The organism is Streptomyces sp. NPDC001678, from assembly GCF_042892945.1.
In the GTDB taxonomy this organism is placed as follows: Bacteria; Actinomycetota; Actinomycetes; order Streptomycetales; family Streptomycetaceae; genus Streptomyces.
In genome coordinates this window covers 256,543-283,449 of the sequence record NZ_JBIAUP010000003.1, presented here as the reverse complement: position 1 = coordinate 283,449, position 26,907 = coordinate 256,543, and the positions used below count along the sequence as shown (strand labels likewise).

General features: G+C 70.2%; 24 protein-coding genes. 14 read left to right on the top strand and 10 right to left on the bottom strand.

What is annotated here, in order from left to right:
- Positions 1–97 precede the first annotated feature (97 nt).
- Positions 98–1,573 carry a CCA tRNA nucleotidyltransferase gene (locus ACFYZR_RS08035; protein WP_391906676.1) on the top strand — a complete coding sequence of 492 codons (1,476 nt, stop codon included), beginning with the start codon at positions 98–100 and terminating at the stop codon, positions 1,571–1,573.
- Between the two features lie 131 nt (positions 1,574–1,704).
- Here ACFYZR_RS08035 and ACFYZR_RS08030 read toward each other — a convergent pair whose 3' ends face one another.
- The 4 genes from ACFYZR_RS08030 to ACFYZR_RS08015 form a co-directional block, all read right to left on the bottom strand.
- Entirely contained in the window at positions 1,705–2,226 is a 522-nt protein-coding gene (locus ACFYZR_RS08030; protein ID WP_391906673.1) for a hypothetical protein, read from the bottom strand.
- A gap of 112 nt (positions 2,227–2,338) precedes the next feature.
- The gene (locus tag ACFYZR_RS08025; RefSeq protein ID WP_391906671.1) at positions 2,339–3,607 is read right to left on the bottom strand and encodes an MFS transporter; all 1,269 of its coding nucleotides are present in this window, start codon (positions 3,605–3,607) and stop codon (positions 2,339–2,341) included.
- Positions 3,608–3,705: 98 nt separating this feature from the next.
- Complete coding sequence (locus ACFYZR_RS08020; protein WP_391906668.1) at positions 3,706–4,788, bottom strand: inositol-3-phosphate synthase; 1,083 nt, start codon at positions 4,786–4,788, stop codon at positions 3,706–3,708.
- Positions 4,789–4,837: 49 nt separating this feature from the next.
- Positions 4,838–5,425 carry a PadR family transcriptional regulator gene (locus ACFYZR_RS08015; RefSeq protein WP_126915051.1) on the bottom strand — a complete coding sequence of 196 codons (588 nt, stop codon included), beginning with the start codon at positions 5,423–5,425 and terminating at the stop codon, positions 4,838–4,840.
- A gap of 394 nt (positions 5,426–5,819) precedes the next feature.
- Here ACFYZR_RS08015 and ACFYZR_RS08010 point away from each other — a divergent pair, with 394 nt between their 5' ends.
- Together ACFYZR_RS08010 and ACFYZR_RS08005 are read left to right on the top strand one after the other, a co-directional pair.
- Positions 5,820–8,468 carry a transglycosylase domain-containing protein gene (locus ACFYZR_RS08010; protein ID WP_391906665.1) on the top strand — a complete coding sequence of 883 codons (2,649 nt, stop codon included), beginning with the start codon at positions 5,820–5,822 and terminating at the stop codon, positions 8,466–8,468.
- Positions 8,469–8,598: 130 nt separating this feature from the next.
- On the top strand, positions 8,599–10,092 hold the full coding sequence (locus ACFYZR_RS08005; protein WP_391906663.1) for a glycosyltransferase family 87 protein: 1,494 nt from the start codon (positions 8,599–8,601) through the stop codon (positions 10,090–10,092).
- A gap of 36 nt (positions 10,093–10,128) precedes the next feature.
- On the opposite strand, the gene ACFYZR_RS08000 is transcribed toward ACFYZR_RS08005, so the two are convergent.
- The 3 genes from ACFYZR_RS08000 to ACFYZR_RS07990 form a co-directional block, all read right to left on the bottom strand.
- Positions 10,129–11,160, bottom strand: a complete 1,032-nt coding sequence (locus ACFYZR_RS08000) for an alanine racemase (RefSeq protein WP_391906660.1) — start codon at positions 11,158–11,160, stop codon at positions 10,129–10,131.
- Positions 11,161–11,205: 45 nt separating this feature from the next.
- Positions 11,206–12,324 (bottom strand): lipid II:glycine glycyltransferase FemX, encoded by a 1,119-nt coding sequence (locus ACFYZR_RS07995; RefSeq protein WP_391906657.1) that lies wholly within the window; start codon positions 12,322–12,324, stop codon positions 11,206–11,208.
- 101 nt (positions 12,325–12,425) lie between these two features.
- Complete coding sequence (locus tag ACFYZR_RS07990; protein ID WP_387577276.1) at positions 12,426–12,755, bottom strand: hypothetical protein; 330 nt, start codon at positions 12,753–12,755, stop codon at positions 12,426–12,428.
- A gap of 275 nt (positions 12,756–13,030) precedes the next feature.
- On the opposite strand from ACFYZR_RS07990, the gene rpsF reads away from it, so the two are divergent.
- The 4 genes from rpsF (at position 13,031) to rplI (ending at position 14,767) form a co-directional block, all read left to right on the top strand.
- A complete protein-coding gene (gene rpsF, locus ACFYZR_RS07985; RefSeq protein ID WP_049719052.1) occupies positions 13,031–13,321 on the top strand; it encodes a 30S ribosomal protein S6 in 291 nt (96 codons plus the stop codon).
- Between the two features lie 82 nt (positions 13,322–13,403).
- The gene (locus tag ACFYZR_RS07980; RefSeq protein ID WP_391906654.1) at positions 13,404–13,991 is read left to right on the top strand and encodes a single-stranded DNA-binding protein; all 588 of its coding nucleotides are present in this window, start codon (positions 13,404–13,406) and stop codon (positions 13,989–13,991) included.
- A gap of 74 nt (positions 13,992–14,065) precedes the next feature.
- Positions 14,066–14,302: a 30S ribosomal protein S18 gene (gene rpsR / locus ACFYZR_RS07975; protein WP_004950692.1), complete on the top strand. Its 237-nt coding sequence runs from the start codon at positions 14,066–14,068 to the stop codon at positions 14,300–14,302.
- Positions 14,303–14,320: 18 nt separating this feature from the next.
- Positions 14,321–14,767 carry a 50S ribosomal protein L9 gene (gene rplI, locus ACFYZR_RS07970; protein ID WP_229349274.1) on the top strand — a complete coding sequence of 149 codons (447 nt, stop codon included), beginning with the start codon at positions 14,321–14,323 and terminating at the stop codon, positions 14,765–14,767.
- A gap of 113 nt (positions 14,768–14,880) precedes the next feature.
- On the opposite strand, the gene ACFYZR_RS07965 is transcribed toward rplI, so the two are convergent.
- On the bottom strand, positions 14,881–16,221 hold the full coding sequence (locus ACFYZR_RS07965; protein ID WP_391906651.1) for an MATE family efflux transporter: 1,341 nt from the start codon (positions 16,219–16,221) through the stop codon (positions 14,881–14,883).
- A 511-nt stretch (positions 16,222–16,732) separates the two neighbouring features.
- Here ACFYZR_RS07965 and dnaB point away from each other — a divergent pair.
- From dnaB to ACFYZR_RS07945, 4 genes are all read left to right on the top strand, one after another.
- Complete coding sequence (gene dnaB / locus ACFYZR_RS07960) at positions 16,733–18,190, top strand: replicative DNA helicase (protein ID WP_391907311.1); 1,458 nt, start codon at positions 16,733–16,735, stop codon at positions 18,188–18,190.
- 57 nt (positions 18,191–18,247) lie between these two features.
- Positions 18,248–19,657 carry a serine hydrolase domain-containing protein gene (locus ACFYZR_RS07955; protein WP_391906648.1) on the top strand — a complete coding sequence of 470 codons (1,410 nt, stop codon included), beginning with the start codon at positions 18,248–18,250 and terminating at the stop codon, positions 19,655–19,657.
- Positions 19,658–19,748: 91 nt separating this feature from the next.
- Complete coding sequence (locus ACFYZR_RS07950; protein WP_391906645.1) at positions 19,749–20,876, top strand: pyridoxal-phosphate-dependent aminotransferase family protein; 1,128 nt, start codon at positions 19,749–19,751, stop codon at positions 20,874–20,876.
- A gap of 219 nt (positions 20,877–21,095) precedes the next feature.
- Positions 21,096–21,851 (top strand): TetR/AcrR family transcriptional regulator, encoded by a 756-nt coding sequence (locus tag ACFYZR_RS07945; RefSeq protein WP_391906642.1) that lies wholly within the window; start codon positions 21,096–21,098, stop codon positions 21,849–21,851.
- A 51-nt stretch (positions 21,852–21,902) separates the two neighbouring features.
- On the opposite strand, the gene ACFYZR_RS07940 is transcribed toward ACFYZR_RS07945, so the two are convergent.
- Positions 21,903–22,367 carry a MarR family winged helix-turn-helix transcriptional regulator gene (locus ACFYZR_RS07940; protein ID WP_391906639.1) on the bottom strand — a complete coding sequence of 155 codons (465 nt, stop codon included), beginning with the start codon at positions 22,365–22,367 and terminating at the stop codon, positions 21,903–21,905.
- A 198-nt stretch (positions 22,368–22,565) separates the two neighbouring features.
- Here ACFYZR_RS07940 and ACFYZR_RS07935 point away from each other — a divergent pair, with 198 nt between their 5' ends.
- The 3 genes from ACFYZR_RS07935 (at position 22,566) to ACFYZR_RS07925 (ending at position 26,376) form a co-directional block, all read left to right on the top strand.
- Entirely contained in the window at positions 22,566–23,795 is a 1,230-nt protein-coding gene (locus ACFYZR_RS07935) for an MFS transporter (RefSeq protein WP_391906636.1), read from the top strand.
- Positions 23,796–23,929: 134 nt separating this feature from the next.
- Positions 23,930–24,562 carry an HAD family hydrolase gene (locus ACFYZR_RS07930; RefSeq protein ID WP_391906634.1) on the top strand — a complete coding sequence of 211 codons (633 nt, stop codon included), beginning with the start codon at positions 23,930–23,932 and terminating at the stop codon, positions 24,560–24,562.
- Positions 24,563–24,804: 242 nt separating this feature from the next.
- Positions 24,805–26,376: a globin domain-containing protein gene (locus tag ACFYZR_RS07925; RefSeq protein WP_391906631.1), complete on the top strand. Its 1,572-nt coding sequence runs from the start codon at positions 24,805–24,807 to the stop codon at positions 26,374–26,376.
- Positions 26,377–26,407: 31 nt separating this feature from the next.
- Here ACFYZR_RS07925 and ACFYZR_RS07920 read toward each other — a convergent pair whose 3' ends face one another.
- A complete protein-coding gene (locus ACFYZR_RS07920; protein ID WP_229355244.1) occupies positions 26,408–26,905 on the bottom strand; it encodes an NUDIX domain-containing protein in 498 nt (165 codons plus the stop codon).
- Between the last annotated feature and the right edge of the window lie 2 nt (positions 26,906–26,907).

Here is a 26,907-nt window from a genome sequence, read left to right as displayed (position 1 = left end):
GTCCGTTGTCCAGACTGCGCCTGCTTTGTGAGAGGTGTCATAGTGCGTCCGACAACCGGGAGGCTTCGGCGCGCCCGGCCACGTACCCTCTTCTGTTGTGCCGAACGCCAACAATGACAGCCACACCCCGCCGTCGACGACCGAGCTCAGCCAGGCGCAGCGCCGTGCCGTGAGCGAGCTCCTGCGGGTCTCCCCCGTAGCCGACGATCTCGCCCGCCGCTTCAAGGAGGCCGGCTTTACGCTCGCCCTGGTCGGCGGGTCGGTACGGGACGCTTTGCTCGGCCGTCTCGGCAACGACCTGGACTTCACCACCGACGCCCGTCCCCAGGACGTGCTGAAGATCGTGCGGCCGTGGGCGGACGCGGTCTGGGAGGTCGGGATCGCCTTCGGCACCGTGGGCTGCCGTAAGTCGGACTTCGACATCGAGGTCACCACATACCGGTCGGAAGCGTATGACCGGACCTCCCGGAAGCCCGAGGTCTCCTACGGCGACTCCATCGAGGAGGACCTGGTCCGCCGCGACTTCACCGTCAACGCCATGGCCGTGGTGCTGCCGGAGAAGGAGTTCATCGACCCCCACAACGGCCTGGAGGACCTTGCCGCGCGGATCCTGCGCACCCCCGGCACCCCCGAGGAGTCCTTCTCCGACGACCCGCTGCGCATGATGCGGGCCGCCCGCTTCGCCGCCCAGCTGGACTTCGAGGTGGCGCCCGAGGTGGTGGCGGCCATGACCGGGATGGCGGACCGCCTGGAGATCGTCTCGGCCGAGCGGGTCCGGGACGAGCTGAACAAGCTGATCCTTTCCAGCCACCCCCGCAAGGGCCTCACCCTGCTCACGGAGACCGGGCTCGCCGCCCTGATCCTCCCCGAGCTCCCGGCGCTGCGCCTGGAGCGCGACGAGCACCACCGCCACAAGGACGTCTACGAGCACACGCTCATCGTCCTGGAGCAGGCCATGGCTCTGGAGGCCCCCCGTGACCAGCCGGGTGGCGGTCCCGACCTGGTTCTGCGCCTGGCGGCGCTGCTCCACGACATCGGCAAGCCGAAGACGCGTCGCTTCGAGAAGGACGGCCGGGTCTCCTTCCACCACCACGAGATGGTGGGCGCGAAGATGACCAAGGCCCGGATGACCAAGCTCAAGTACTCCAACGACCTGGTCAAGGACGTCTCGAAGCTGGTCGAGCTCCACCTGCGCTTCCATGGCTATGGCACCGGGGAGTGGACCGATTCGGCCGTCCGCCGCTATGTCCGTGACGCCGGGCCGCTGCTGGACCGGCTCCACAAGCTGACCCGGTCCGACTGCACCACCCGCAACAAGCGCAAGGCCAACGCCCTCTCGCGCGCCTACGACGGGCTCGAGGAGCGCATCGCCCGGCTCCAGGAGCAGGAGGAGCTGGACGCGATCCGGCCGGACCTCGACGGCAACGAGATCATGGAGATCCTGGGCATCGGCCCCGGCCCGCAGATCGGCCAGGCCTACAAGCACATGCTGGAGATGCGTCTGGAGCACGGCCCCATGGAGCGGGAGGCCGCCGTGGCCGCGCTCAAGGAGTGGTGGGCCCAGCAGGGCTGATGCCGCGCGGTGGTGTTTCACGGCTGTGGTGTTTCACGTGAAACGTCACCGGGGCGCGAACAAGTGAAAGGGCCAGGGGCGGTGTTTCACGTGAAACACCGCCCCTGGCCATATCCGGGCCGAGCCGCCCGCTACTTCTTGATGTCGCCCAGGCAGAGCGTGAACTTGCTGGTGCGCTCCGACCAGGTGAGTGCGGCCGTGGTGCCCTCGACGTTGTTGCAGGCGAGGGTGTACAGCGTGGAGCCGTCGACCTTCTTGAGCACCTTGTGGCTCGCCTTGCTGTCGGTGCAGTCGACCTTCTTGATGTCCGGCTTGGAGTCCGTGCCCTTGTTCTGGAGGCAGTCTCCGACCCCCAGCACGGTGGTGTCATCGCTCGTGAGCATGTCCTTGGCGGTGTAGATGCCCGCGCTGACCAGGACGCAGAGAACGATCGTGGCGATCTTCTTGCCGATCTTCTTGCCCCTGGACGGGGCCGGCGGCGGCATCGTCGCGCCACCCCAGCCACCCGGCTGCTGGCCGTACGGCGGCGGAGCCGGCTGGCCGGGCTGGCCGTACGGACCGGGCTGCTGACCGTAGGGCGGGGGCGGCTGCTGGCCGTAGGGGGCACCGCCCTGCGGGCCGTACGGGTTCTGGTGGGGCGGCGGAGTGGTCACGGGGATGCCTTCACGGGACGGTGGTTTTCGGTCGGCTGACGCCGCCCGTAAGTTATCCCGTGTCCATGACATTTCCGCAGCTCAGTGGGATGCTGTGGCCTTGATGTAATAGTCAGCGGCGTAGAAATCCAGCCATAGTGGAAGCAATTGCCGCGTAGATCAGAGCCACTCCGATCACTAGCGTGGGCGACCGTCCGTCCGGTGGCAGCATCAGCGAGGCCACCGCCGCCGCGCCCACGAAGGCGACGTTGAAGAGGACGTCGTAAAGGGAGAAGACCCTCCCCCGGAAGGCGTCGTCGACCGACGCCTGGACCACCGTGTCCGTGACGATCTTGGCGCTCTGGGTGGCGAGCCCCAGGACGAAGGCGGCGATCAGCATGGGAACGGGCTCGAAGGGCAGACCGAGCGCGGGTTCCAGGACCGCCGCGGCCGCTGCGCAGGCCACCAGCCAGCCCAGCCGCCCCAGCCGGCCGACCGCCCAGGGGGTGATGGCGGCCGCGGCGAAGAAACCGGCCCCCGAGGCGACCACGGCATAGCCGAGCAGGACCAGACCGCCGGGCCCGCCGCCCGACCAGGCGTACCGGCAGAGCATCAGCAGCATCACCGTCAGCGCGCCGTAGCAGAAGCGCATCAGCGCCATCGCCGCCAGGGCGCGGGCGGCGACGCGCCGTTCGCCGAGATGGCGCAGCCCGTCGAGCAGGCCCCGGGCGGTGACGGCCAGCGCCGTGCGCAGCCCGGTCCGGGGCGCCGGGGCGTCCGGGCCCAGCAGGCCGATGGGCATGCGCAGCGAGCAGAGCGCGGCGCAGAGATAGAGGACGGCGCCGAGGAGGACGACGGACGCGTCGTCGGCGGTGCCCTCCGGAGGGGCGAGGCGGACGGCGAAGGCGAGGCCGCCGCCGATGGTCGCCGCGAGCGTGCCGGCGGTCGGGGAGACGGCGTTGGCCATGACCAGGCGCTCGGGGGAGTCGACGACGCGCGGCAGGGCGGCCGACAGGCCGGCGAGGACGAAGCGGTTGACGGCGGTGACCGAGAGCGCGGAGGCGTAGAAGAGCCGGTCGGGCACCCCGCCGACGATGAGCAGGGCGGTCACCGTGGCCAGCGCGGCACGGAGCAGATTGCCGTGGAGCAGCACCTGACGGCGGCGCCAGCGGTCGAGCAGGACTCCGGCGAAGGGGCCCAGCAGCGAATAGGGCAGGAGGAGCACGGCCATGGCCGAGGCGATGGCGGCGGGGGAGGTCTGCTTCTCGGGTGAGAAGACCACGTACGCGGCGAGCGCGACCTGATAGACGCCGTCGGCCGCCTGGGAGAGCAGCCGTACTGCCAGCAGCCGGCGGAAATCGCCCAGCTGGAGCAGAACGCGAAGATCACGCACAACGGGCATGGTCCACAGCCTCACACAACGCACAGGTCCCCGGGTGGATTACCCGGGGACCTGTGGTCGAGCGGAGCGGGCCCGTGTCCGGTGCGCGGTCGGCGCCTTTAGCGCTCGACCTCGCCCTTGATGAACTTCTCGACGTTCTCACGGGCCTCGTCGTCGAAGTACTGCACGGGCGGCGACTTCATGAAGTACGAGGAGGCGGAGAGGATCGGGCCACCGATGCCCCGGTCCATGGCGATCTTCGCGGCGCGCAGGGCGTCGATGATGACACCGGCGGAGTTCGGGGAGTCCCAGACCTCGAGCTTGTACTCCAGGTTCAGCGGGACGTCGCCGAAGGCACGGCCCTCGAGGCGCACATAGGCCCACTTGCGGTCGTCCAGCCAGGCCACGTAGTCCGAGGGGCCGATGTGGACGTTCTTCTCGCCCAGCTCGCGGTCGGGGATCTGGGAGGTGACGGCCTGCGTCTTGGAGATCTTCTTGGACTCCAGGCGCTCGCGCTCGAGCATGTTCTTGAAGTCCATGTTGCCGCCGACGTTCAGCTGCATCGTGCGGTCGAGGATGACACCGCGGTCCTCGAACAGCTTGGCCATCACACGGTGGGTGATGGTGGCGCCGACCTGGGACTTGATGTCGTCACCGACGATCGGGACGCCCGCCTCGGTGAACTTGTCCGCCCACTCCTTGGTGCCGGCGATGAAGACCGGGAGGGCGTTGACGAAGCCGACCTTGGCGTCGATGGCGCACTGCGCGTAGAACTTGGCAGCGTCCTCGGAGCCGACCGGGAGGTAGCAGACCAGGACGTCGACCTGCTTGTCCTTGAGGACCTGGACGATGTCGACGGGGGCCTCGGCGGACTCCTCGATGGTCTGGCGGTAGTACTTGCCCAGACCGTCCAGGGTGTGGCCGCGCTGGACGGTGACGCCGGTCGGCGGCACGTCGCAGATCTTGATGGTGTTGTTCTCGCTGGCGCCGATGGCGTCGGCGAGGTCCAGCCCGACCTTCTTCGCGTCGACATCGAAAGCGGCCACGAACTCGACATCACGCACGTGGTAGTCGCCGAACTGCACGTGCATCAGACCCGGCACGCGGCCGTTCGGGTCGGCGTCCTTGTAGTACTCGACGCCCTGCACCAGCGAGGCGGCGCAGTTGCCCACACCGACGATCGCTACGCGAACCGAACCCATTCCGGTTGCTCCCTGTTTGTACTCGACGTAGCCCTGCGGGGTGCAGGGCTCACTGATCCGGGCCGGGGCGTTTGTCACGCCCGGCCCGCTCGCTCTCGATCAGCTCGTTCAGCCAGCGAACCTCGCGCTCCACGGACTCCATGCCGTGGCGCTGCAACTCGAGGGTGTAGTCGTCCAGCCGTTCCCGGGTACGGGCCAGAGAGGCGCGCATCTTCTCCAGGCGCTCCTCCAGCCGGCTGCGGCGGCCTTCCAGCACCCGCATCCGTACATCCCGTGAGGTCTGCCCGAAGAACGCGAAGCGGGCGGCGAAGTGCTCGTCCTCCCACGCATCCGGGCCGGTGTGGGCGAGGAGCTCCTCGAAGTGCTCCTTGCCCTCCGCCGTGAGGCGGTAGACGATCTTCGCCCGTCGTCCGGCCAGTGACGCCGCGCGGGCGTCCTCCGGGGAGCTTCCGGGTTCCTCGATCAGCCAGCCGTTCGCCACGAGGGACTTCAGGCAGGGATACAGGGAGCCGTAGCTGAACGCGCGGAACACCCCGAGCGAGGTGTTCAGCCTCTTGCGCAGCTCGTAGCCGTGCATCGGGGCCTCGCGGAGCAGGCCGAGGACGGCGAACTCGAGGATGCCGGAGCGTCTGCTCATATGTCGCCTCCTTGTCGCCCACAGCCTAGTTCCTTGTGATCCCTAAATCCTTATTGGTCCCTTATGGCGAGCTGATGTATCGACTCGATACATCCAGACGATAGAACGGGCGATCATCAACGACAAGAGGAGGCACGGTGAACGAGGTCACATCACTGATTCGTGGGACACAAGCGGCCTGATTTGGAGTGAACATCCGCAGTGGGCTGGATTTGGCCGTGCGTAGTCTGTGCGCCATGCAGACCACAGGGAACCGGGTGACGCCCACAGACGTCCTGGACCTGTACGCAGTGCGGCCCACCGGTCAGGGGGGCGTGGAGGCCGCACGTCGGGGGGAACGCAAGCCATCCTGCCGCTGTCAGGCGATAGCGCCTGCCCGAGGAGTATTCGTTCGATGAGCGAGCACCGCCGCAAGCCGCCGCAGCCTGAGGGCGGCGGACGAGCCGCGGCCCGTCGCGCGGCCCAGCAGCCGACGCCAGGCCGTCGCGCAGCACCATCCACCCACTCGGCCGCGCCCGGCTCCGGCCGCGGTGAGCCTCCGTACGGCAGCCGGCCGGGGGCCCGTCGCGGTGCCCCGCCCGGCGGCGCCGGCGGGCCGGGCGGGCGCAGACGTCCCCCCGTGCAGGGGCCCGGGGGGCGAGGACGCCGGGACGGCGGCCGGTCCGGCGCCAAGCGGCTCATCGACTACCCGCGCGCGGGCAAGTCCGGGTTCCGGCGCTGGATCCCGTCCTGGAAGCTCACCACGGGTCTGATCTTCTCGTTCGTGGCCCTGATCCTCGGCAGTGTCGGGGTCGCCCTCGCGGTGGTGCAGGTGCCGAGCGCGCAGAAGGCCGCCGTGGTCCAGAAGAACGTTTATTACTGGGCCGACGGCAAACAGATGGTCGTCGCGGGCGGCGGCAGTCTCAACCGCCAGATCGTGCCGATCTCCCAGATCCCCCTCGCCATGCAGAACGCGGTGATCTCCGCGGAGAACGCCAGCTTCGAGCAGGACATGGGCGTCGACCCCATGGGCATCGCCCGAGCCGTCGTGAAGATGGCGCAGGGCGGTGAGACGCAGAGTGGCTCGACCATCACGCAGCAGTTCGTGAAGAACACCTATCTGAGCCAGGAGCAGACGCTCAAGCGCAAGATTACCGAGCTGCTCATCTCGGTCAAGGTCGGAGCCACCCAGGACAAGAAGGACATCCTGGCCGGCTACCTCAACACGGCCTACTACGGGCGTGGCGCCTATGGCATCCAGGCCGCGGCGCGGGCGTACTTCGACAAGGACTGCGCGGATCTGACGCCCAGCGAGAGTGCGTTCCTGTCCGCCACGCTGAACGGCCCGAACCTCTACGACCCGTACGGCGGCCAGGGCCCGGCGGCGACGCCGGAGAAGAACCTCAAGCGCGCCACCGACCGCTGGAAGTGGACGCTCGACCGTGAGGTCCAGGTCGGCCGCCTGAAGGCCGACGAGCGCGACAAGTGGGTCGCGGGGGGGTTCCCCAAGGTGCAGAAGCCGAAGCCGGCGACCAACCGCGCCGGCCAGATCGGCTACCTCACCGACCTCGCCGACAACTACATCACCGCCCACTCCAAGATCAGCAAGGCGGAGCTGGACAAGGGCGGCTACCAGATCTACACGACGTTCGACCGGGACAGGGTGGACGCGCTGTCGAAGTCGGTCGAGGAGGTGCGCAAGGCGAACATCAAGCCGAAGGTGCGTGACGTCGACCAGTTCGTCCAGTTCGGCGGCGCCTCGGTGGAGCCCAAGACCGGCAAGATCGTCGCCATCTACGGCGGCGAGAACGCGCTGGAGCACTTCACCAACAACGCCGACTACACCGGTGTCCAGGTCGGTTCGACGTTCAAGCCGTTCGTGCTGGCCGCGGCGATGACGCACGGCAAGCGCAACGCGGCGCTCGGGCCGAAGCAGAGCGACAGCCAGCGCACGGTCGTCTCGCCGGAGAGCGTCTACAACGGCAACAACAAGGTGACCCTGCGGACCTACAACGGCACGGTCTGGCACGACCAGGACGGCAAGGAGTGGCACCAGCCGAACGACGGTGACGAGGACAAGGGTCTCGTCACCCTCCGCACGGCCATGCAGTTCTCGGTGAACACCCCCTACATCCAGCTCGGCATGGACGTGGGCACCGACCTGGTGCAGGAGGCCGCGCTCAAGGCCGGTCTTGACAAGGACCAGCTCGCCTCGCTGACCCCGACCTTCTCGCTGGGCACGTCGGCGCCCAGCGCCATCCGGCTGGCCGGCGCCTACGCGACGTTCGCGGCCAACGGCAAGCAGGTCGACCCCTACTCCGTGACGAAGGTCGAGAAGGACGGCAAGCCGGCCTACGAGCACGAGGAGAAGAGCGCCCAGGCCTTCGACGCCAACGTCGCCAACAACGTCACCGACGTGCTCAGGACCGTCGTGGAGTCGGGCACCGGCACCAAGGCCAAGCTCGGCGACCGCCCGGTGGCGGGCAAGACCGGTACGACCGACGGCAACCGTTCCGCCTGGTTCGCGGGCTACACCCCGCAGCTGTCGACGGCGATCGGCATGTACCGCGTCGACCCCAATGCCAAGAACCAGGAGTTCCTGTCGATGCGCGGTGTGGGCGGCCAGCCCACCATCCACGGCGCCTCGTTCCCGGCGGAGATCTGGGCGGACTACATGACCGACGCGCTCAAGGGCAAGCCGGTGCTCCAGTTCGACGCGCCGCAGCCGATCGGGCAGAAGGTGTTCGGGGACGGGGCCACTCCCTCCCCCAGCGTCGTGCCCTCCACGCCCCCCTCGGCCCCGCCGTCGGCGTCCCCCTCGCCCTCGAAGTCCCCGTCCGCCTCCCCGTCCCCGAGCGGGTCCTGCGCTCCGTTCGACTTCAAGTGCCGGATCGGCGGCAACGGTGGGAGCAACGGCAACGGCGGCAAGGACGGAGGTGCCGCGGGCGGTCCCGGAGGTGCCGGCGGCGCCGGAGACCCGAGTGAGTCGCCGTCTCCGAGCGGGAACCGGCGCCCGCCGGGCGGCGGTGGTGGTGGCGGACTGTTCGGCGGACCGGGTGGCTGATCATCGTATGAATCCGGCACGGACTGTCTGAGCACGTCTTTTCGAGGGCCGTCCCGCGTTCGCGCGGGGCGGCCCTCGTGGTTTTCCACAGGCTCCGCAGGGCCGACCGCGGGTACGGCAGGATGAGGGCATGAGGAGCGCACGGGACGATCAGCTTGTACGGCCCACCGTCGAGGACGAGGTGGCCGCGGCCGGCAGTGAGCTCATCGGCGGACCGGTGGGGCGGCGTGCGCTGACCGGTGCGCACTGGTGGACGCCGGTGCGGGTGATCGCGCTCGTGGCGATCGGGATATTCGCGCTCGGCATGGTGCAGAAGCTGCCGTGCTACGACCACGGCTGGTTCTTCGGCGCCACCACCCAGTACACCCACGCCTGTTATTCCGACATCCCGCACCTCTACAGCGGCCGGGGCTTCGACCAGGGCCTCCTCCCCTACTTCGACCGGGTTCCCCAGTCGGTCGGCGGCGGCATGGACTATCTGGAGTACCCGGTCCTGACAGGGCTGTTCATGGAGGTCGCGGCGCTGCTCACGCCGGGCGGCGGAAGCCTCCAGCACCGCGAGCAGCTGTACTGGTTCGCGAACGCCGGCATGCTGCTGGCCTGCACGGCCGTCATCGTGGTGTGCGTGGCCCGCACGCACCGGCGCCGTCCCTGGGACGCGCTGCTGGTGGCCCTCGCCCCGGCCCTCGCGCTCACGGCCACCATCAACTGGGACCTCTTCGCGGTCGCTCTGACGGCCGTCGCGATGCTGATGTGGTCCCGTGGGCGCACGGTGCTGACGGGCGTGCTGATCGGCCTGGCGGCCGCGGCGAAGCTCTACCCCGTGCTGTTGCTGGGGCCGCTGCTCGTCCTGTGCTGGCGGGCCGGGCGGCCGCGGGCCTTCCTCACCGCCGCGGGCGGCGCGGTCGCCGCCTGGCTGGCGGTGAATCTGCCCGTCATGTTCACCCATGACGCCACGGGTTTCCACATCCGCGAGGGATGGGCGAAGTTCTACATCTTCAGCAAGGAACGGCCGGTCGACTTCGGTTCTCTCTGGCTCTTCATCTCCGAGCACACCGGCGATTCGATGAACGACGTCAACGTCTACGCGATACTGCTGATGATCCTCGGCTGCCTCGGTCTGGGAGCCCTCGCGCTGAGCGCCCCCAGGCGCCCGCGCTTCGCGCAGCTGGCCTTCCTGATGGTGGCGTTGTTCGTCCTCATAAACAAGGTCTATTCGCCGCAGTACGTGCTGTGGCTGGTGCCGCTCGCCGCGCTGGCCCGGCCCAAGTGGCGCGACTTCCTGATCTGGCAGGCCTGCGAGGTCCTCTACTACCTGGCCATCTGGCTCTACCTGGCCTACACCGGCAGCGGCGACAAGCACCAGGGGCTGCCGATGGATGCCTACCAACTGGCGATCGTCGTCCACCTGCTGGGCACGCTCTACCTCTGCGCGCTGGTCGTGCGGGACATCCTGAAGCCCGAGCGGGACGTGGTGCGCCGCGACGGCTCGGACGATCCTTCCGGAGGCGTCCTGGATGGGGCCCCGGACGTATTCGTCCTCGGCTCAGCGCGCCGCGAACGGCACGCCGAGCCTTCCGGAGGCACACGCGTCGAATGGGGGACGGGGAGCCACGACGCCTGAGTCATGGCTCCCGGTCACATCACACGGGGGGTGGGATCAGTGATCGACGACGCGGTCGAACTGCGTGGTGGTGTGCCGAAGATGAGCCTCCAGCTCATCGCCGACCTGCGGGGCGGGGGCGTCGTTCGGCACGAACAGGATGGAGACCTGCATGTGCGGGGGCTCCGCGAACCACCGCTGCTTGCCGGCCCAGACGAAGGGCGACAGATTGCGGTTCATGGTGGCCAGGCCCGCCCGGGCCACGCCCTTGGCGCGCGGCATCATGCCGTGCAGCGCCTTCGGCGCCTCCAGCCCGACGCCGTGCGAGGTGCCGCCGGCCACCACGACCAGGTAGCCGTCACCGGGAGCCTTCTGCTGCCGGTAGCCGAAGCGGTCGCCCTTGGAGACGGGGGTGACGTCCAGGACGGCGCCCCGGTACTGGGTGGCGTCGTGGTCGCCCAGCCACAGCCGGGTGCCGATCCGGGCCCGGAAGCGGGTCTGGGGGAACCGCTGCTGGAGCTCACGGAGTTCCTCGGCCTTGAGGTGGCTGACGAACATCGTGTGCAGCGGCAGATGGGCGTTGCGCAGCCGCTCCATCCAGGCGGTGACCTCGTCCACGCCGCTGCCGCCGTCCGCGTGGTCGAGCGGGAGGTGTATCGCGAAGCCCTCCAGGCGCACGTCCTCGATGGCGGCGTGCAGCTTGGGGAGGTCCTCCTCGCTGATGCCGTGCCGCTTCATGCTGCTCATGACCTCGATGACCACACGGGCGCCCACCAGCCCGCGTACGCCCTCGACCGAGGAGACGGACCGGATGGCCCGGTCCGGCAACGGCACCGGCTCCTCGCCGAGCCGGAAGGGCGTCAGCACCAGCAGATCGCCGCTGAAGTAGTCCTTGATCCGGGCCGCTTCGTAGGTGGTGCCGACGGCGAGGGTGTCCGCGCCCATGCGCGTGACCTCCTCGGCCAGGCGCTCATTGCTGAAGCCGTAGCCGTTGCCCTTGCAGACGGGGATGATCCCCGGAAACTGCTGGATGACGGACTGCTGGTGTGCCCGCCAGCGCGCGGTGTCGACGTAGAGCGTGAGCGCCATGGCCGGTCCCGGAACCTTTCCCTGAGTGTGGATGGAGCTGCTGGATCAACGCCGCGACATGTACATGTCGAGAGCCTTGTGGAGCAGCTTGTTGAGCGGGAAGTCCCACTCGCCGAGGTACTCGGCCGCCTGACCGCCCGTGCCGACCTTGAACTGGATCAGGCCGAAGAGGTGGTCGGTCTCCTCCAGCGAGTCGCCGATGCCCCGCAGGTCGTAGACGCTGGCGCCCAGGGCGTAGGCGTCGCGCAGCATCCGCCACTGCATCGCGTTCGACGGACGGACCTCGCGCTTGTGGTTGGCCGAGGCGCCGTAGGAGTACCAGACGTGCCCGCCGACGATCAGCATCGTCGCGGCGGCGACGGCCTCGCCCTCGTGCACGGCGAAGTACAGCCGCATGCGGTTGGGGTCCTCGCTGTTGAGGGCCGTCCACATGCGCTGGAAGTAGCTCAGCGGGCGCGGGCGGAACTTGTCGCGCTCCGCCGTGATCTCGTAGAGGTGCTGCCAGGTCGGCAGGTCCTCGTAGCCGCCCTGGACGACCTCGACACCGGCCTTCTCGGCCTTCTTGATGTTGCGTCGCCACAGCTGGTTGAAGCCCTTGTGGACGTCCTCCAGCGAGCGGCCCTCCAGCGGCACCTGGAAGACGTAGCGCGGCTGGACGTCACCGAAGCCGGCGCCCTCCTCCTCGCCCTGCTGCCAGCCCATGCGGCGCAGCTGGTCGGCGACCTCGAAGGCGCGCGGCTCGATGAAGGTCGCCTCGACGTCGCGCAGGCGCTTGGCGTCGGGGTCGGCGATGCCCTTCTTGATCGCGTCGGCGTCCCAGCGGCGGATCACCACCGGCGGGCCCATCTTCACGGAGAAGGCGCCCTGCTGCTTGAGGTGGGCCAGCATGGGCTCCAGCCAGTCGCGCAGGTTCGGGGAGTACCAGTTGATGACCGGGCCCTCGGGCAGGTAGGCCAGGTAGCGCTTGATCTTGGGGAGCTGGCGGTAGAGGACCAGACCGGCGCCGACGATCTGCCCGGTCCTGTCGAACCAGCCCAGGCTCTCGGAGCGCCACTCGCTCTTCACATCGGCCCACCCCGGTACCTGCATGTGACTGGCCGCGGGCAGGCTCTGGATGTATGCCAGATGCTGCTCTCGGCTGATTGTCCTCAGGGTCAGGCTCATGCGGGGCGCTCCTCGGCAGGTGTGTCCCCATGGTCGGGGCTCCGGCTCTCGCGCCGAAGCCTACTGCGACAGGGGAGCGCCCCGTTTGGGCGTACGGTCCGCTATCCGATCACACCCCCGAAGAGTCCGCCGTGCGCCATGCCCAGGAAGAAACCGATGGCCGAGGCGCCGAGCCCGATGATCAGCAGGAAACGCTCGCCTGTGGTGGCCGAGATGAACTGGCCCCAGGCCCCCGTGAGGATGCCCACGAGCCCGCTCCAGGACGAGACCAGGTGGAGGTTGCTGAACGCCGAGGAGATGAAGGCGAGCGCACCGAGCACGACCGTCACGGCGACGAAGGTGTTCTCGACGGGATGGGGCTTTCCGTCGCTGTTCAGCACACCGCTGAGCAGCGAGCGGAGCCCGCGGGGCTGTCGTGCTGCCTGTGTCATGGGGGCACCTCCTGAAGGCAGGCGCCGCACTATGGCGCCGGTCACACCCGTCCGTTCCAGACTGGGGGCCGGGTCGCCCGATTTCAACCACACGCCGAAGTGCGGGTACTCTGTACGGTCTGCACCGGTGTCTGCCCGGACCCAGCTTCGGTCCCAGGGGCAACCCAGGGACTTTCCGCTGATTGTCAGTGTCCGCCGATACCGTTGTTCACGCATCACGACCCTCCTGCCACGGATCGACCGTGGCCGCTGAGTCCAAAGGAGGTGGGTTCCACATGCGTCACTACGAGGTGATGGTCATCCTCGACCCCGATCTCGAGGAGCGCGCTGTCTCCCCGCTGATCGAGAACTTCCTCTCCGTCGTCCGTGAGGGCAACGGAAAGGTCGAGAAGGTCGACACCTGGGGCCGTCGTCGTCTCGCTTACGAGATCAAGAAGAAGCCCGAGGGCATCTACTCGGTCATCGACCTTCAGGCCACGCCTGAGGTCGTCAAGGAGCTCGACCGCCAGATGAACCTGAACGAGTCGGTCCTCCGGACCAAGGTCCTCCGTCCCGAGACCCACTGAACCTGACGGTTCAGAGGTAATCGGGCTGCAACTCATCGAGTAGCACAAGCAGCCAGCAGCACACCCGCCGAGAGGTTCATCCATGGCAGGCGAGACCGTCATCACGGTCGTCGGCAATCTCGTCGACGACCCCGAGCTGCGCTTCACCCCGTCCGGTGCGGCGGTCGCGAAGTTCCGTGTCGCGTCCACTCCCCGCACCTTTGACCGCCAGACCAACGAGTGGAAGGACGGCGAAAGCCTCTTCCTCACGTGCTCGGTGTGGCGTCAGGCGGCGGAGAACGTCGCCGAGTCGCTTCAGCGAGGCATGCGCGTTGTCGTGCAGGGCCGTCTGAAGCAGCGGTCCTACGAGGACCGCGAGGGCGTCAAGCGCACGGTCTTCGAGCTCGACGTCGAAGAGGTCGGCCCCAGCCTGAAGAACGCCACGGCGAAGGTCACCAAGACCACGGGTCGCGGTGGCCAGGGTGGCTTTGGCGGCGGCAGCGGTGGTGGCCAGCAGGGTGGCGGCTGGGGCTCCGGTCCCGGCGGCCAGCAGGGCGGCGGGGCTCCCGCCGACGACCCCTGGGCGACCAGTGCTCCGTCCGGCGGCCAGCAGGGCGGCGGCGGTGGTGGCTGGGGCGGCGGCTCCGGCAACTCCTCCGGCGGCGGCTACTCGGACGAGCCGCCCTTCTAGGTCCCCCGGGGACCCGGGCCCCAGCGGCCCGAGGGCGACGGCACAAAACTTCTTGATTTCACAGGAGAGAGACAATGGCGAAGCCGCCTCCGCGCAAGCCTAAGAAGAAGGTCTGCGCGTTCTGCAAGGACAAGACCGCTTACGTGGACTACAAGGACACGAACATGCTGCGGAAGTTCATTTCCGACCGCGGCAAGATCCGTGCCCGTCGCGTGACCGGCAACTGCACTCAGCACCAGCGTGACGTCGCCACGGCCGTGAAGAACAGCCGTGAGATGGCGCTGCTGCCCTACACCTCGTCCGCGCGATAAGGGAAGGGTGACCAACTAATGAAGATCATCCTCACCCACGAGGTCTCCGGCCTCGGCATCGCCGGCGACGTCGTCGACGTCAAGGACGGCTACGCCCGCAACTACCTGGTCCCGCGTGGTTTCGCGATCCGCTGGACCAAGGGTGGCGAGAAGGACGTCGAGCAGATCCGTCGCGCTCGCAAGATCCGCGCGATCGCCACGATCGAGCAGGCCAACGAGGTCAAGGGCCAGCTCGAGGGCGTCAAGGTCCGCCTTGCCGTCCGCGCCGGCGAGGCCGGCCGCCTGTTCGGCTCCGTGACCCAGGCCGACGTCGCTTCCGCGATCAAGGCTTCCGGTGGTCCCGAGGTCGACAAGCGCCGCGTCGAGCTGGGCTCGCCCATCAAGACCCTGGGCGCCCACCAGGTGTCCGTGCGTCTGCACGCCGACGTCGTTGCCAAGCTCGGCATCGAGGTCATCGCCGCCTGACGTTCGCACCAGGCAGCTGTCGAAGGGCCGCATCCCGTGAGGGGTGCGGCCCTTCCGCCGTTCAGCGGAACCGTTTCGCCCGCATGGGCCGCCCGAATGCGCCGGCGGCGCCGTCAGCCCCGTACGCCCCCGGTGACGATCCAGCGGCCCGAGCGCGCCCGGAGCCAGAGGCTGACCAGCCGGGCCGTCATCATCAGCGTCATGGCCCACCACAGCGCCGTCAGACCGCCTCCCAGGGCGGGGACCAGCAGGGCGACGGGGGCGAAGACGGCGAGGACCACCAGCATCGCCCGGGCCAGATAGGACCCGTCCCCGGCGCCCATCAGCACCCCGTCCAGGACGAAGACCACTCCGGCGACGGGCTGCCCCACGGCGACCACCAGCAGGGCGGGCAGCAGGGCGTCCCGTACGGTCGGGTCCGAGGTGAACAGCGGGATGAACGCGGACCGGCCCGCCACCACCAGGGCCCCCAGCACCACGCCGGAGACGATGCCCCACTGCACCATGCGGCGGCAGGCGGCCCGCGCCCCGGCGCTGTCCCCGGCGCCCAGACAGCGGCCTATGATCGCCTGCCCGGCGATGGCTATGGCGTCCAGGGCGAAGGCCAGGAGGTTCCACAGGGAGAGCACGACCTGGTGTGCGGCGATGTCGACGTCACCGAGCCGTGCCGCCACCGCCGTGGCGATCATGAGGATGGCGCGCAGCGAGAGGGTGCGCACCAGCAGGGGCGCTCCGGCCCGGGCGCAGGCCCGTATCCCCGCGGCGTCGGGGCGGAGCGAGGCGCCGTGCCGCCGGGCTCCCCGGACGACGACGGTGAGGTAGGCGGCGGCCATGGCGAACTGGGCGAGCACCGTCCCCCAGGCGGATCCGGCGATGCCCAGGCCCGCGCCGTAGACGAGTGCGACGTTGAGCGCGGCGTTGGCGACGAATCCGCCGACGGCGACGTACAGCGGCGTCCTGGTGTCCTGGAGGCCGCGCAGCACTCCCGTGGCGGCGAGTACGGCGAGCATCGCGGGGATGCCCAGCGCGCTGATCCGCAGATAGGTGGTGGCGTACGGGGCGGCCGTGGCGGAGGCGCCGAAGGCGTGGGCGAGGAGCGGGGCGGTGGCCAGCACGGCGGCGGTGACCACCGCCCCGAGTATCAGCGCCAGCCAGATGCCGTCCATCCCCTGCCGGATGGCGGCCGGGAGGTCACCGGCGCCGACCCGGCGGGCCACGGCGGCGGTGGTGGCGTAGGCGAGGAAGACGAAGACGCTGACGGCCGTGGTGAGCAGCGCGGCGGCGATGCCGAGGCCCGCGAGCTGAGGGGTGCCGAGGTGCCCCACGATGGCGCTGTCGGCCATCACGAAGAGGGGTTCCGCGACGAGGGCGCCGAAGGCCGGGACGGCCAGGGCGACGATCTCGCGGTCGTGCCGGCGGACGTCGGGCCGGACGGGCGCGGGGGCCTGGGGCACGGAGTCCCTCCCATCTTCCACAGGTAATCAGTGCATATAGCTTAGGACCCTTACCGGGGCGGGTGGTGAGCGATCTTCTCTGCGCCGTTTGTCGTGATCTCGGGCCAACGGGGAAAGTTTTTCTTCTCAACAGCCGGTGGATGGCAAAGCTGCAGGTCAGGGCGGTGCGGTGGAGGTGATTGTGTGTTTGTCCACAGTGCTTTCCCCCGGCCTGTGCACAGGTTACGGGGACTTCTCCACAGGCTTGGGCCGCTCATCCACATGCCCTGTGGATAACCAGATTGGCTGACGGTGCCCGCGGCCCTACCGTGGACCGGCGCCCACCGTCTGTCTTCCGCTCCGTCATCGCTTCGCGGGCCACACGGGTCCGACACGAACCCGCCGCGAACTCGACGCGCCAGAAGCGGAGTCGGGCGTCCTATTTGTCAGAGCCGTGCCGTAAGAAGGAGTGGCACGGCGAGGTCCGCTCCGCGGACGGGAGGAGGTGGCCCGGGTGAGCATTCCCGAGCCCATGGACGACGGCCCGTGGGGCGACAGCGGCCCCGGCGACCGGCTCCCCTTCCCCCGCTCCCGGCGCGGTGACGGCAAGGGCCGCGGCGAGCAGCACGACCGGGGCGACGAGGGCTCCTGGGAGCGGAACAGCGGCTTCGAGCGCGTCCCCCCGCAGGATCTCGACGCGGAGCAGTCCGTCCTCGGCGGCATGCTGCTGTCGAAGGACGCCATCGCCGACGTGGTCGAGGTCCTCAAGGGCCATGACTTCTACCGTCCGGCGCACGAGACGATCTACCAGGCCGTCCTCGACCTGTACGCCAAGGGCGAGCCCGCCGACCCCATCACCGTCGCCGCCGAGCTCACCAAGCGCGGTGAGCTCACCAAGGTCGGTGGCGCGGCATATCTGCACACCCTGGTGCAGACGGTGCCGACCGCGGCCAACGCCGAGTACTACGCCGAGATCGTCCACGAGCGCGCCGTCCTGCGCCGGCTGGTCGAGGCCGGCACACGCATCACGCAGATGGGATACGCGGCCGACGGCGATGTCGACGACATCGTCAACAAGGCCCAGGCCGAGGTCTACGCCGTCACCGAGCAGCGCACCAGCGAGGACTACCTCCCGCTCGGCGACATCATGGAGGGCGCGCTCGACGAGATCGAGGCGATCGGCTCCCGCAGCGGTGAGATGACCGGTGTCCCCACGGGCTTCACCGATCTCGACGCCCTGACGAACGGCCTCCACCCCGGCCAGATGATCGTCATCGCGGCCCGTCCCGCCATGGGTAAGTCGACCCTCGCGCTGGACTTCGCCCGCGCCTGTTCGATCAAGCACAACATGCCGAGCGTGATCTTCTCGCTCGAAATGGGGCGCAACGAGATCGCGATGCGTCTGCTGTCCGCCGAGGCCCGCGTCGCCCTGCACCACATGCGCTCCGGCTCGATGACGGACGACGACTGGACCCGGCTCGCCCGCCGGATGCCCGATGTCTCCGCCGCCCCGCTCTTCATCGACGACTCGCCGAACCTGTCGATGATGGAGATCCGCGCCAAGTGCCGCCGGCTGAAGCAGCGCAGCGGCATCAAGCTCGTGATCATCGACTATCTCCAGCTGATGCAGGCCGGTGGCGCCAAGCGCGCCGAGAGCCGGCAGCAGGAGGTCTCGGACATGTCCCGTAACCTCAAGCTGCTGGCCAAGGAGCTGGAGCTCCCGGTCATCGCGCTCTCCCAGCTGAACCGTGGCCCCGAGCAGCGTACGGACAAGAAGCCGATGGTCTCCGACCTCCGAGAGTCCGGCTCCATCGAGCAGGACGCCGACATGGTCATCCTGCTCCACCGCGAGGACGCCTACGAGAAGGAGTCGCCCCGCGCGGGCGAGGCGGACATCATCGTCGGCAAGCACCGTAACGGCCCCACCGCCACGATCACCGTGGCCTTCCAGGGTCACTACTCCCGCTTCGTCGACATGGCGCAGACCTGACCGGAACGGCGGGAGCCCCTCGGCGCCGGGGGAGAACACCTGGCTAGGGTGCGGGACATGACTGTCTCGCGCGAAGTGCCCAAGGAAGAGCTCCCGGACGCCGCATTCCCCGACGAGCTCCTTCCGGCCACCCGGCGCGCGCTGCTGCACCGCGTCGCCACCGGCCAGGCCGAGGGCCGCGCGCCCTCGCTGGTGGGCGCGGTGACGCGGAACGGGCGCATGGTGTGGTCCGCCGGGCGGGGCGACGTGGCCGGGGAGACCCCCGGTGCCGACACGCAGTACCGGATCGGCTCGATCACCAAGTCCCTCGTCGCCGTTCTCGTCATGCGGCTGCGCGACGAGGGACTGATCGGCCTCGACGAGCCGCTGGGGACGTATCTCGACACGCCCGAGGGCGGCCGGGCGACCATCGCCCAACTGCTGTCGCACACCTCCGGACTGGCGGCAGAGGCGCGCGGCCCCTGGTGGGAGCGTACGGACGGCACTCTGCGCCCCGAGCTCGCCGACATCTTCGGCGAACGCCCCCAGCGCCATCCCGCGGGGCGCCTCCACCACTACTCCAACCCCGGATACGCGCTGCTCGGCGCGCTGGTGGAGCGGCTGCGCGGTGAGCACTGGTACGAGGCGCTGCGCCGGGAGGTACTGGTGCCGCTGGGCATGCTCCGTACGACTCTCGGGCCCGAGGCGCCGTACGCCGAGGGCCGGGCCGTGCACCCGTGGGCGGACGTGCTGCTCCCGGAACCCGCGGTGGACACCGGGCGCATGGCGCCCGCCGGTCAGCTCTGGTCCACGGCCGCGGACCTGTGCCGCTTCGCGGAGTTCCTGCTGAACGGCGACGACCGGGTGCTCAAGGCGAGCACGGTGGCGGAGATGCGGACGCCGCGGACCGAACCCCAGGGGCCGGACTGGACGGGCGCCTACGGCCTGGGCCTCCAGCTGACGCGCCATGACGGCCGGGTCCTGTACGGGCACACGGGCTCGATGCCGGGCTTCGTGGCGTCGCTGTGGGCCGACCCCGAGGAGGGCGTCGCGGCGGTGGCGCTGAGCAACCTCACCTCGTTCTTCGGCCTGGTCCCCGTCGTGACGGACCTCGTGCGCACGGTCGTGGAGCACGAGCCCCGGATCCCGGAACCCTGGCGTCCGCTCGACGGCGCGGACCCGGCCATGCTGGAGCTGACCGGGCCCTGGTACTGGGGCGCCACCCCGTTCGTACTGCGCCTGGCCGCCGACCGGGGGCTGCGGCTGGCCCCGGTGGGGAACGGCGGGCGCGCCGCGCGCTTCCACGCCGAGGAGGACGGCACCTGGACGGGGCTCGACGGCTACTACGCGGGGGAGACCCTGCGGGCCGTGCGCCGCGAGGACGGCACGGTGAGCCATCTCGACCTCGGCACCTTCGCCTTCACCCGTGAGCCCTACGAGCCCGGGAGCGCGGTACCGGGTGGCGTCGACACGGGCGGCTGGCGATAGTCGGATTGTCGGCGTGACTGGGGGTGCGGCGTAGAGTCGACAGGAGATTGGCGGGCGCCGCGTCGCGGCGCGACATCCCCTGGAAGGCACCGTGACTGCGAACACCGCACCGGACCTGCTCGACTTCGCGCCTCTCGGCGCGGGCCACTTCGCTCGGATCGAGGACAAGGTCGCGGCGCTGATGCGCACGCGCCAGACCGTCGTCGCCATGCAGGGCGAGGCACTGCTCCCGCTGGAGGCGTGCATCCGCTCGGCCGTGCGGCCCGGCAGCACCGCGCTGAACATCATCACCGGCCCGTACGGCGAGACATTCGGCGGCTGGCTGCGCTCCTGCGGCGCCGAAGTGGTGACCGTGAGCGCGCCGTTCAGCGGGGCGGTCACCGCCGAGCAGGTGGCCGAGGCGCTCCGCGCGCACCCCGCCATCGACTTCGTCAGCCTCGTGCACGCCGAGGCGGCGACCGGCAACACCAACCCCGTCGCCGAGATCGCCGCGGTCGTGCGCGAGCACGGCGCCCTGCTGATGCTGGACGCCGTCGCTTCGATCGCCGCCGAGCCGCTGCTCACCGACGAGTGGGGCGTCGACCTGTGCGTCATCGGCGGCCAGAAGGCCATGGCGGGCCCGGCGGGGGTCTCCGTCGTCTCCGTGAGCGCCCGTGCCTGGGAGCGCATCGCCGCCAACGAGCAGGCGCCGCGCCGCTCCTACCTCTCCCTGCTGGACTGGAAGGAGCGCTGGATCGACGGCGGCCGCGCCGCCCTTCCGCACGCGCCGGCCCAGCTGGAGATGCTCGCGCTGGAGCAGGCCGCCGACCGCATCGCCGCGGACGGCCTGGACAGCGTGATCGCCCGCCACCGCGCCGCCTCCGCCGCCACGCGCGCGGGCGTACGGGCGCTGGGCGTGCTCGCGCCCTACGTCGTCCGCGACGAGGACGCCGCACCCGCCGCCACCACATTGCGCGCCCCCGACGGCGTCGACGCCCGCGACATCGTGGCGGCCGCCCTGGCGGCGGACGCGTCCGTGCCCGTCCAGGCGGCCGGGGGCACGCTCGCGACGGAGATGATCAGGGTCAACCACTACGGCCTCGACGCGGACCGGGAGGTCGTTCTCGGTTCGCTGGCGGCGCTCGCCGAGGGGCTGCGCGCCCTGGGCGTTTCGCTCGCGGACGAGGACGGTGCCCTGGCGGCCGCGGGCAAGGCCTGGGACGCGGTGATCTCCGGCTGACCCGCAGGACGCGGCCGCATCGAGCCGCAGCGGTATCGAGCCGTCGTCGGCGCTTCACGCGCCGGCGGCGGCTCTTTCGTTTTCCCGGGCCGTCTTCACCGGCCTCTTCTTGTTATTGGCTTTTGTTCTGGTATGGCGCTGCGGGCCCTCGCTCATTCACGTGGATAGAATCGGAACCCCAGTCCCGTTTCTCTCCCAGGCCTCCGGAGGCCCAGGCGCATGGCACAGCGCAGGACCCCGTCGACCGTCTCGCCGGCTGCTCAGCCGCTGCGCTCGGACGCCCGTCGCAACCGCTCGCTGGTCCTCCAGGCGGCCCGATCGGCCTTCGAGAAAGAGGGGTTGGCGGTGCCGCTCGGGGAGATCGCGCGCCGTGCCGGTGTGGGCGCGGGTACCGTCTACCGTCATTTCCCTTCCAAGGAAGCCCTGTTCAGGGCCACGGTCGTGGACCGGGTGCGGCTCTTCACCGATACGGCACGGGAGTTGGCGGACTCGGACGACCCCGGCCGGGTGTTCTACCGCTATCTGGCGGCCGTCGTGCGGCTGTCCGTGCGGAACAAGGGGCTGTGCGACGCGCTGGAGGGCAGTTTCGAGCCCTCTCCCGGCGTCGAGGCGGACTTCCGGGCGGCTCTCGCCGTCCTGCTGGGGCGAGCCCAACTGGCGGGCGCGGTACGGAAGGACGTGTCCGTCGCCGATGTGACGGCCCTGCTCATGGGGTGTCTGTCGATGGAGCAGCGGCGGGGGCCGGGGACGGCGCCGGGCAGGATGACCGCGCTGGCGTGCGACAGCCTCCGCCCGGGGCGGCATGTGACGAAACTGCCCGCGAATCCGGCCCCGGGGCGTAACGAAACCCGGTGTGCCGTGTGCGGCGGTCCTGTGGCCACCGCTCGTACGGGCCGGCCCGCCCGGTACTGCGCCGCTGCCTGCCGGCAGAAGGCGCACCGGGAGCGGGCCCGCGACCGCGCCCGCGAAGTCTGACGGGTCCGGCGGGCCGACCGGGCCGGTGAGACCGGTGAGACCGGTCCGGTGTTACGAGGCGGCGGGGGCGAGGGACTCCACGGCGGCGACCAGCGGGGCGAGCTCGGTCCGGTTCGCGGCTTCGTCCAGGGCCTCGCGGAGGGCCGTGTCGTTGGTCGGGCGGGCCTCTTCCAGAAGGGCGCGGCCCGCGTCCGTGACGTCGGTGTAGATGCCGCGCCGGTCGGTGAGGCAGAGGTAGCGCGTCAGCAGCCCGCGGTCCTCCAGGCGGGTGACCAGGCGCGTCGTCGCGGACTGGCTGAGGACGACGGCGTCCGCCACCTCGTTCATCCGCAGGTGGCCGCCCTCGCCGTCGTGCTGGCGGTTGAGGACGTCGAGCACGGAGAACTCGCGGACGCTCAGCTCGTGGTGGGCCTGAAGGGCGCGTTCTATGTGCGCCTCGATCCGGCTGTGCAGCGCCGAGAGGGCGCACCAGCCCTGCGACAGGCCGGTCAGGGCGGGATCCAGGGTGCGGGACATGGGTGAGCCCTCCTTCGGGGACGTCCGAGTGTGCCGTCCGCGCGTGCCCGTGCGGTCATGACCAGCGTATCTCCCCCGCGCAATAGCCCGCGCTTGCAAGTAAATGCGTCTGCAATTATTGTGGAGGCCTGTAGAAGTCGGCCGCAATCACCTTGGCCGGAAGGTCTTCCCTGCCTCGCTCCCGTACGAAGGACCCCCATGCCCCTCGCTCTGCTGGCGCTCGCCATCGGCGCCTTCGGAATCGGCACCACCGAGTTCGTGACGTCGGGACTGCTCCCCGACATCGCTGCGGACTTCGGGGTCTCGATCCCGACCGCCGGCCTCCTGACCACCGGCTATGCCCTCGGTGTCGTCGTGGGGGCCCCGGTCCTGGCCGTCGTCGGCGGCCGCGTCGCGCGCAAGACGATGCTGATGGCCCTGATGGGCCTGTTCGTCGCGGGGAACGTGCTCTCGGCCGCCGCGCCCGTCTTCGGGGTGATGCTCGCCGGGCGCATCGTCGCCTCGCTCGCGCACGGCGCGTTCTTCGGCATAGGCGCGATCGTGGCCGCCGGGCTCGTCGCCCCGCAGAAGAAGGCGGGCGCGATAGCGATGATGTTCACCGGGCTCACCACCTCGACCGTGGTGGGTGTGCCCCTGGGCACCCTCATCGGCCAGAACGTGGGCTGGCGGGTCACCTTCCTGAGCATCGCCGGGCTGGGCGTGCTTGCCGTCCTGGGCATCGCGGCCCTCGTGCCGCGGCAGCCGCGCCCCGAGCGGGTCCCGCTCAGCGGCGAGACGGCCGCCTTCCGCAACCCCCAGGTGCTGCTCGCCATGGCGATGACGGTCCTCGGCTTCGGCGGCGTCTTCACCATGAGCACCTACCTGGCCCCGCTGGTGACGGATGTCGCCGGCTACGCGCCCTCGTCCGTCACCTGGCTGCTCGTCCTCTTCGGCCTCGGCATGCTGGTGGGCAACCTGATCGGCGGCAAGTACGCGGACCGCGCGCTGATGCCCATGCTCTTCACCGCCCTCGGCGGGCTCGCGGTCCTGCTCGCCCTGCTGCCCCTCACCGCCCACACCAAGATCGCGGCCGCGGTCGTCATCCCGCTCATCGGCGCCTTCGGCTTCGCCACCGTGCCGCCGCTCCAGAAGCGGGTCCTGGACCAGACAGCCGACGCCCCCACGCTCGCCTCCGCCGTCAACATCGGCGCCTTCAACCTGGGCAACGCCATGGCCGCCTGGCTCGGCGGGCTCGTGATATCCGCCGGGTTCGGCTACACCGCGCCCAACTGGGTCGGCGCCGGGATGGCCGCGGCCGCGCTGCTCCTCGCCCTTCTCTCCGCGTCGCTGGAGCGACGCACGGCCCGGGGGTCAGCGGCCGGGCGGATCGTGGCCTCGGGGCCGAAGCCGGTGGCCTCCGACGCGGAGCGCGTGACGGCAGGCCGCTGACCCCGTGGCGGCCGGCCGCTGATCTCCGGAACGTGCTCCCACCCGGGCGCCCAGGCCCGCCTGGATGCCCGGGCCCACTCGGCTCCCAGGCCCACCCGGCGTCCAGGCCCGTCGGGCGCCTAGGCTCGGTGGTCATGACCAGACTGCATCTGTTCGACCTGGACGGAACGCTCATCCACGGCTCGGCCGCCGCTGTCGAGATATCCCGGCAGCTGGGCCTGGAGAAGGAGATCGGCGAGCTGGAGAGGGCCTTCGCCGCGGGGGAGCTGGTGCCGTCCCGGTTCGCCCAACTGGCCGTGGAGCTCTGGGCCGAGCTGACGGAAGCGCAGGTCACGGCCGCCTTCGAGGGAGCCCCCTGGCTGGTCGGCATCCGGGAGGTCTGGGCCGCCATCCGGGCCGGCGGTGAGCGCTGCGCGGTGATCTCCCTGTCGCCGGGCTTCTTCGTCGAACGCCTGCTGGACTGGGGCGCCGACGCGGCCCACGGCTCGCGCTGGCCCTCGGTGCCGTTCCGCGATCCGGTGGATCCGGCGGGGATCCTCGACGCCTCGGCGAAGGTGCGGATCGCCGACGAGCTCTGCGAGCGGTACGGGCTGGGCCGCGCCGACTGCGTGGCCTACGGGGACTCGATGTCGGACGCGCGGCTCTTCGCCGAGGTGCCTGTCTCGGTCGCGGTCAACGCGGACCATCACGTGCGGGACATCGCCTCGTACGCGTACGACGGCCTCGACCTCCGGGAGGCGTACGCGCTGGCCGGCGGTCACCTTTAGCCGACGCCGTCCGGGAGGCGGGCACGGTCGCCCCGTGCCACGCCGGATCGGGACAGCCTAGCCTCAACCAGAGCCCCATCACCCGGAGTTCCGGGAAGACACCCGGTATCGGGGAACCGGGGTGCCATGCTGCGTGGACGGTAACAGCGACTCATCAGCAGCGCGGGGAATCGCGGAAACCTTCCCGCCCTCTTCGGCGGAAGCGCGCGGCCCGGCCGGGAAACGCTCGAGGCGAGGCAACCATGAACGCTCCGACCACCCCGCCGACCCATGGCGGCGCGTCCGGACCGGGGGGTGAGAGGAACCGGTTCACCCCGGCCGGGGCGCCATGGCCGGCGGGGGCGGAGGCGGAGGGCATATCGGCGCCGGGAGGGTTACCGGCGGCGGGGGAGAGCCTTGGGGAGGCGCCCGCCGCGGTACGCCCCCGGACCCCGGTCCATGAACGCGGTTCTTCCCTGGGCGACCGCTGGCAGCCGCTGGCGTACCGCGCGCACGCGCGTGAACACGAACGCCCGGCCGAGGAACCCCCCGCAAGCCGCCCCGCTCCACCCCTTCCCTCCGTCCCACCTCTTCCCCCTGCTCCACCCTTTGCTCCGGCCCCACCTCTCGCCTCCGCCCCACCCCCAGCCCCCACCTCCGACCCCGTCACGCTTCCCGGGAACGCCCCCTCGGCCGGCGGCGCACCGTCCCCCGACGCCCTGTTGATCCGCCGCACGCTCGCCGAGATCGAGCCCGTCGCCGACAAGGTCACCTCGTACTTCTACGCCCTGCTCTTCGTCCGCCGGCCGGAGCTGCGCGCCCTCTTCCCCGCCGCCATGGACACCCAGCGCGACCGGCTGTTCGGAGCGCTGCTCACCGCCGCGCGCCACGCCGACGACACCGCGATCCTCACCACGTACCTCTCCCAACTCGGCAGAGGACACCGGAAGTACGGCACCTCCCCCACCCACTACCCCGCCGTGGGGGAGTGCCTGATCGACGCGCTCGCCCGCCACGCCTCCCGGACCTGGAACGACGCCGCGCAGGCCGCGTGGGTGCGGGTCTACACCGCCATCTCCCAGATCATGATCGACGCGGCCGCCGAGGACGAGCGGAGCTCCCCGCCCTGGTGGCAGGCCGAGATCGTCGGCCATGAGCCGCGCACCCCGGACGTCGCCGTCGTGACCGTACGGCCCGACCAGCCCTATCCCTTTCTCGCCGGCCAGTACGCGAGCGTGGAGACGCCCTGGTGGCCGCGCGTATGGCGGCACTACTCCTTCTCCTGCGCCCCGCGCGAGGACGGCCTGCTCTCCTTCCACATCAAGGCCGTACCGGCCGGCTGGGTCTCCGGTGCCCTGGTCCGCCGCGCCCGCCCGGGCGACGTCATCCGGCTCGGCCCCCCGGCCGGCTCGATGACCGTCGACCACGGCAGCGACAACGGACTGCTGTGTCTCGGCGGCGGTACCGGAATCGCCCCGATCAAGGCACTGGTCGAGGACGTCGCCCGGCATGGGCGAAGTCGCCCCGTCGAGGTCTTCTACGGCGCCCGTCATGATGATGACCTCTACGACATCGACACCATGCTGCGACTGCAGAAGTCGCACCGCTGGCTCTCCGTGCGTCCAGTGATCTCCGACGGCCCCACGCTCGGCCTGAGCGGGCAACTCCCCCAGGTCGTCCGCAAGTACGGCCCCTGGAACGCCTACGACGCTTACCTCTCCGGGCCGCCCGGAATGGTCCGCAGCGGGGTGGACACCCTGGTGGGCATAGGGATCCCGGCACACCGGATCCGCCATGACTCGATAGACGAGCTGATGGCCTCGGCAGCGGGCTGAGGAAGCTCCAACCGTGGGCCGCGTGGCCGCATCAGGCCAGGTCGTGCGCGAGCAGCGCCCGTACCCCTTCGATGTTCGCGCGCAGGAACACGCGGAGGGAGGGCGGCACGACCTCCACCGAGTCGATGCCCGCCCGGGTGAAGGGGACGCGCACCACCTCGTACGTCCCGCACGGTTCGTCGACCTCGGGGCCGTGCCGCCGGGACAGGTCCATCGAGGCCAGCCGGCAGACGAAGAAGTGCTGCACCTTCACACCGTGGGCGGCGTGGTGGAGGGAGTGGGAGACGGTGTCGACGAAGGCGGGGACCACATCGACGACCTTGGCGCCGAGCTCCTCGTCCACCTCGCGGTGGAGGGCGGCGACGACGGTGCTGTCCTCGGGCTCGACCCCGCCGCCGGGGGTGATCCAGTACGGTGCCTGGCCGGGCTTGGTGCGTTTGATCAGGACGAGCCGGAGCGCCTCGGAGCCGGGTTCGCCGTCGAGCAGGATGGCGCGGGCGGTGCGTTTGACCACGGGCCGTTCGGTCATAG

Excerpts from the sequence above, each read along its gene's own strand:
- dnaB (WP_391907311.1), top strand. The coding sequence starts at position 16,733 with ATGGACGACGGCCCGTGGGGCGACAGCGGCCCCGGCGACCGGCTCCCC.
- ACFYZR_RS07990 (WP_387577276.1), bottom strand. The coding sequence starts at position 12,755 with ATGACACAGGCAGCACGACAGCCCCGCGGGCTCCGCTCGCTGCTCAGC.
- ACFYZR_RS07930 (WP_391906634.1), top strand. The coding sequence starts at position 23,930 with ATGACCAGACTGCATCTGTTCGACCTGGACGGAACGCTCATCCACGGC.
- ACFYZR_RS07940 (WP_391906639.1), bottom strand. The coding sequence starts at position 22,367 with ATGTCCCGCACCCTGGATCCCGCCCTGACCGGCCTGTCGCAGGGCTGG.
- rpsF (WP_049719052.1), top strand. The coding sequence starts at position 13,031 with ATGCGTCACTACGAGGTGATGGTCATCCTCGACCCCGATCTCGAGGAG.
- ACFYZR_RS08025 (WP_391906671.1), bottom strand. The coding sequence starts at position 3,607 with ATGCCCGTTGTGCGTGATCTTCGCGTTCTGCTCCAGCTGGGCGATTTC.
- ACFYZR_RS08000 (WP_391906660.1), bottom strand. The coding sequence starts at position 11,160 with ATGGCGCTCACGCTCTACGTCGACACCGCGCGCTGGCGGGCACACCAG.
- ACFYZR_RS08020 (WP_391906668.1), bottom strand. The coding sequence starts at position 4,788 with ATGGGTTCGGTTCGCGTAGCGATCGTCGGTGTGGGCAACTGCGCCGCC.
- ACFYZR_RS07925 (WP_391906631.1), top strand. The coding sequence starts at position 24,805 with ATGAACGCTCCGACCACCCCGCCGACCCATGGCGGCGCGTCCGGACCG.
- ACFYZR_RS08010 (WP_391906665.1), top strand. The coding sequence starts at position 5,820 with ATGAGCGAGCACCGCCGCAAGCCGCCGCAGCCTGAGGGCGGCGGACGA.
- ACFYZR_RS07955 (WP_391906648.1), top strand. The coding sequence starts at position 18,248 with ATGACTGTCTCGCGCGAAGTGCCCAAGGAAGAGCTCCCGGACGCCGCA.
- rpsR (WP_004950692.1), top strand. The coding sequence starts at position 14,066 with ATGGCGAAGCCGCCTCCGCGCAAGCCTAAGAAGAAGGTCTGCGCGTTC.
- ACFYZR_RS07935 (WP_391906636.1), top strand. The coding sequence starts at position 22,566 with ATGCCCCTCGCTCTGCTGGCGCTCGCCATCGGCGCCTTCGGAATCGGC.
- rplI (WP_229349274.1), top strand. The coding sequence starts at position 14,321 with ATGAAGATCATCCTCACCCACGAGGTCTCCGGCCTCGGCATCGCCGGC.
- ACFYZR_RS07995 (WP_391906657.1), bottom strand. The coding sequence starts at position 12,324 with ATGAGCCTGACCCTGAGGACAATCAGCCGAGAGCAGCATCTGGCATAC.
- ACFYZR_RS08005 (WP_391906663.1), top strand. The coding sequence starts at position 8,599 with ATGAGGAGCGCACGGGACGATCAGCTTGTACGGCCCACCGTCGAGGAC.
- ACFYZR_RS07945 (WP_391906642.1), top strand. The coding sequence starts at position 21,096 with ATGGCACAGCGCAGGACCCCGTCGACCGTCTCGCCGGCTGCTCAGCCG.
- ACFYZR_RS08015 (WP_126915051.1), bottom strand. The coding sequence starts at position 5,425 with ATGAGCAGACGCTCCGGCATCCTCGAGTTCGCCGTCCTCGGCCTGCTC.
- ACFYZR_RS07980 (WP_391906654.1), top strand. The coding sequence starts at position 13,404 with ATGGCAGGCGAGACCGTCATCACGGTCGTCGGCAATCTCGTCGACGAC.
- ACFYZR_RS07920 (WP_229355244.1), bottom strand. The coding sequence starts at position 26,905 with ATGACCGAACGGCCCGTGGTCAAACGCACCGCCCGCGCCATCCTGCTC.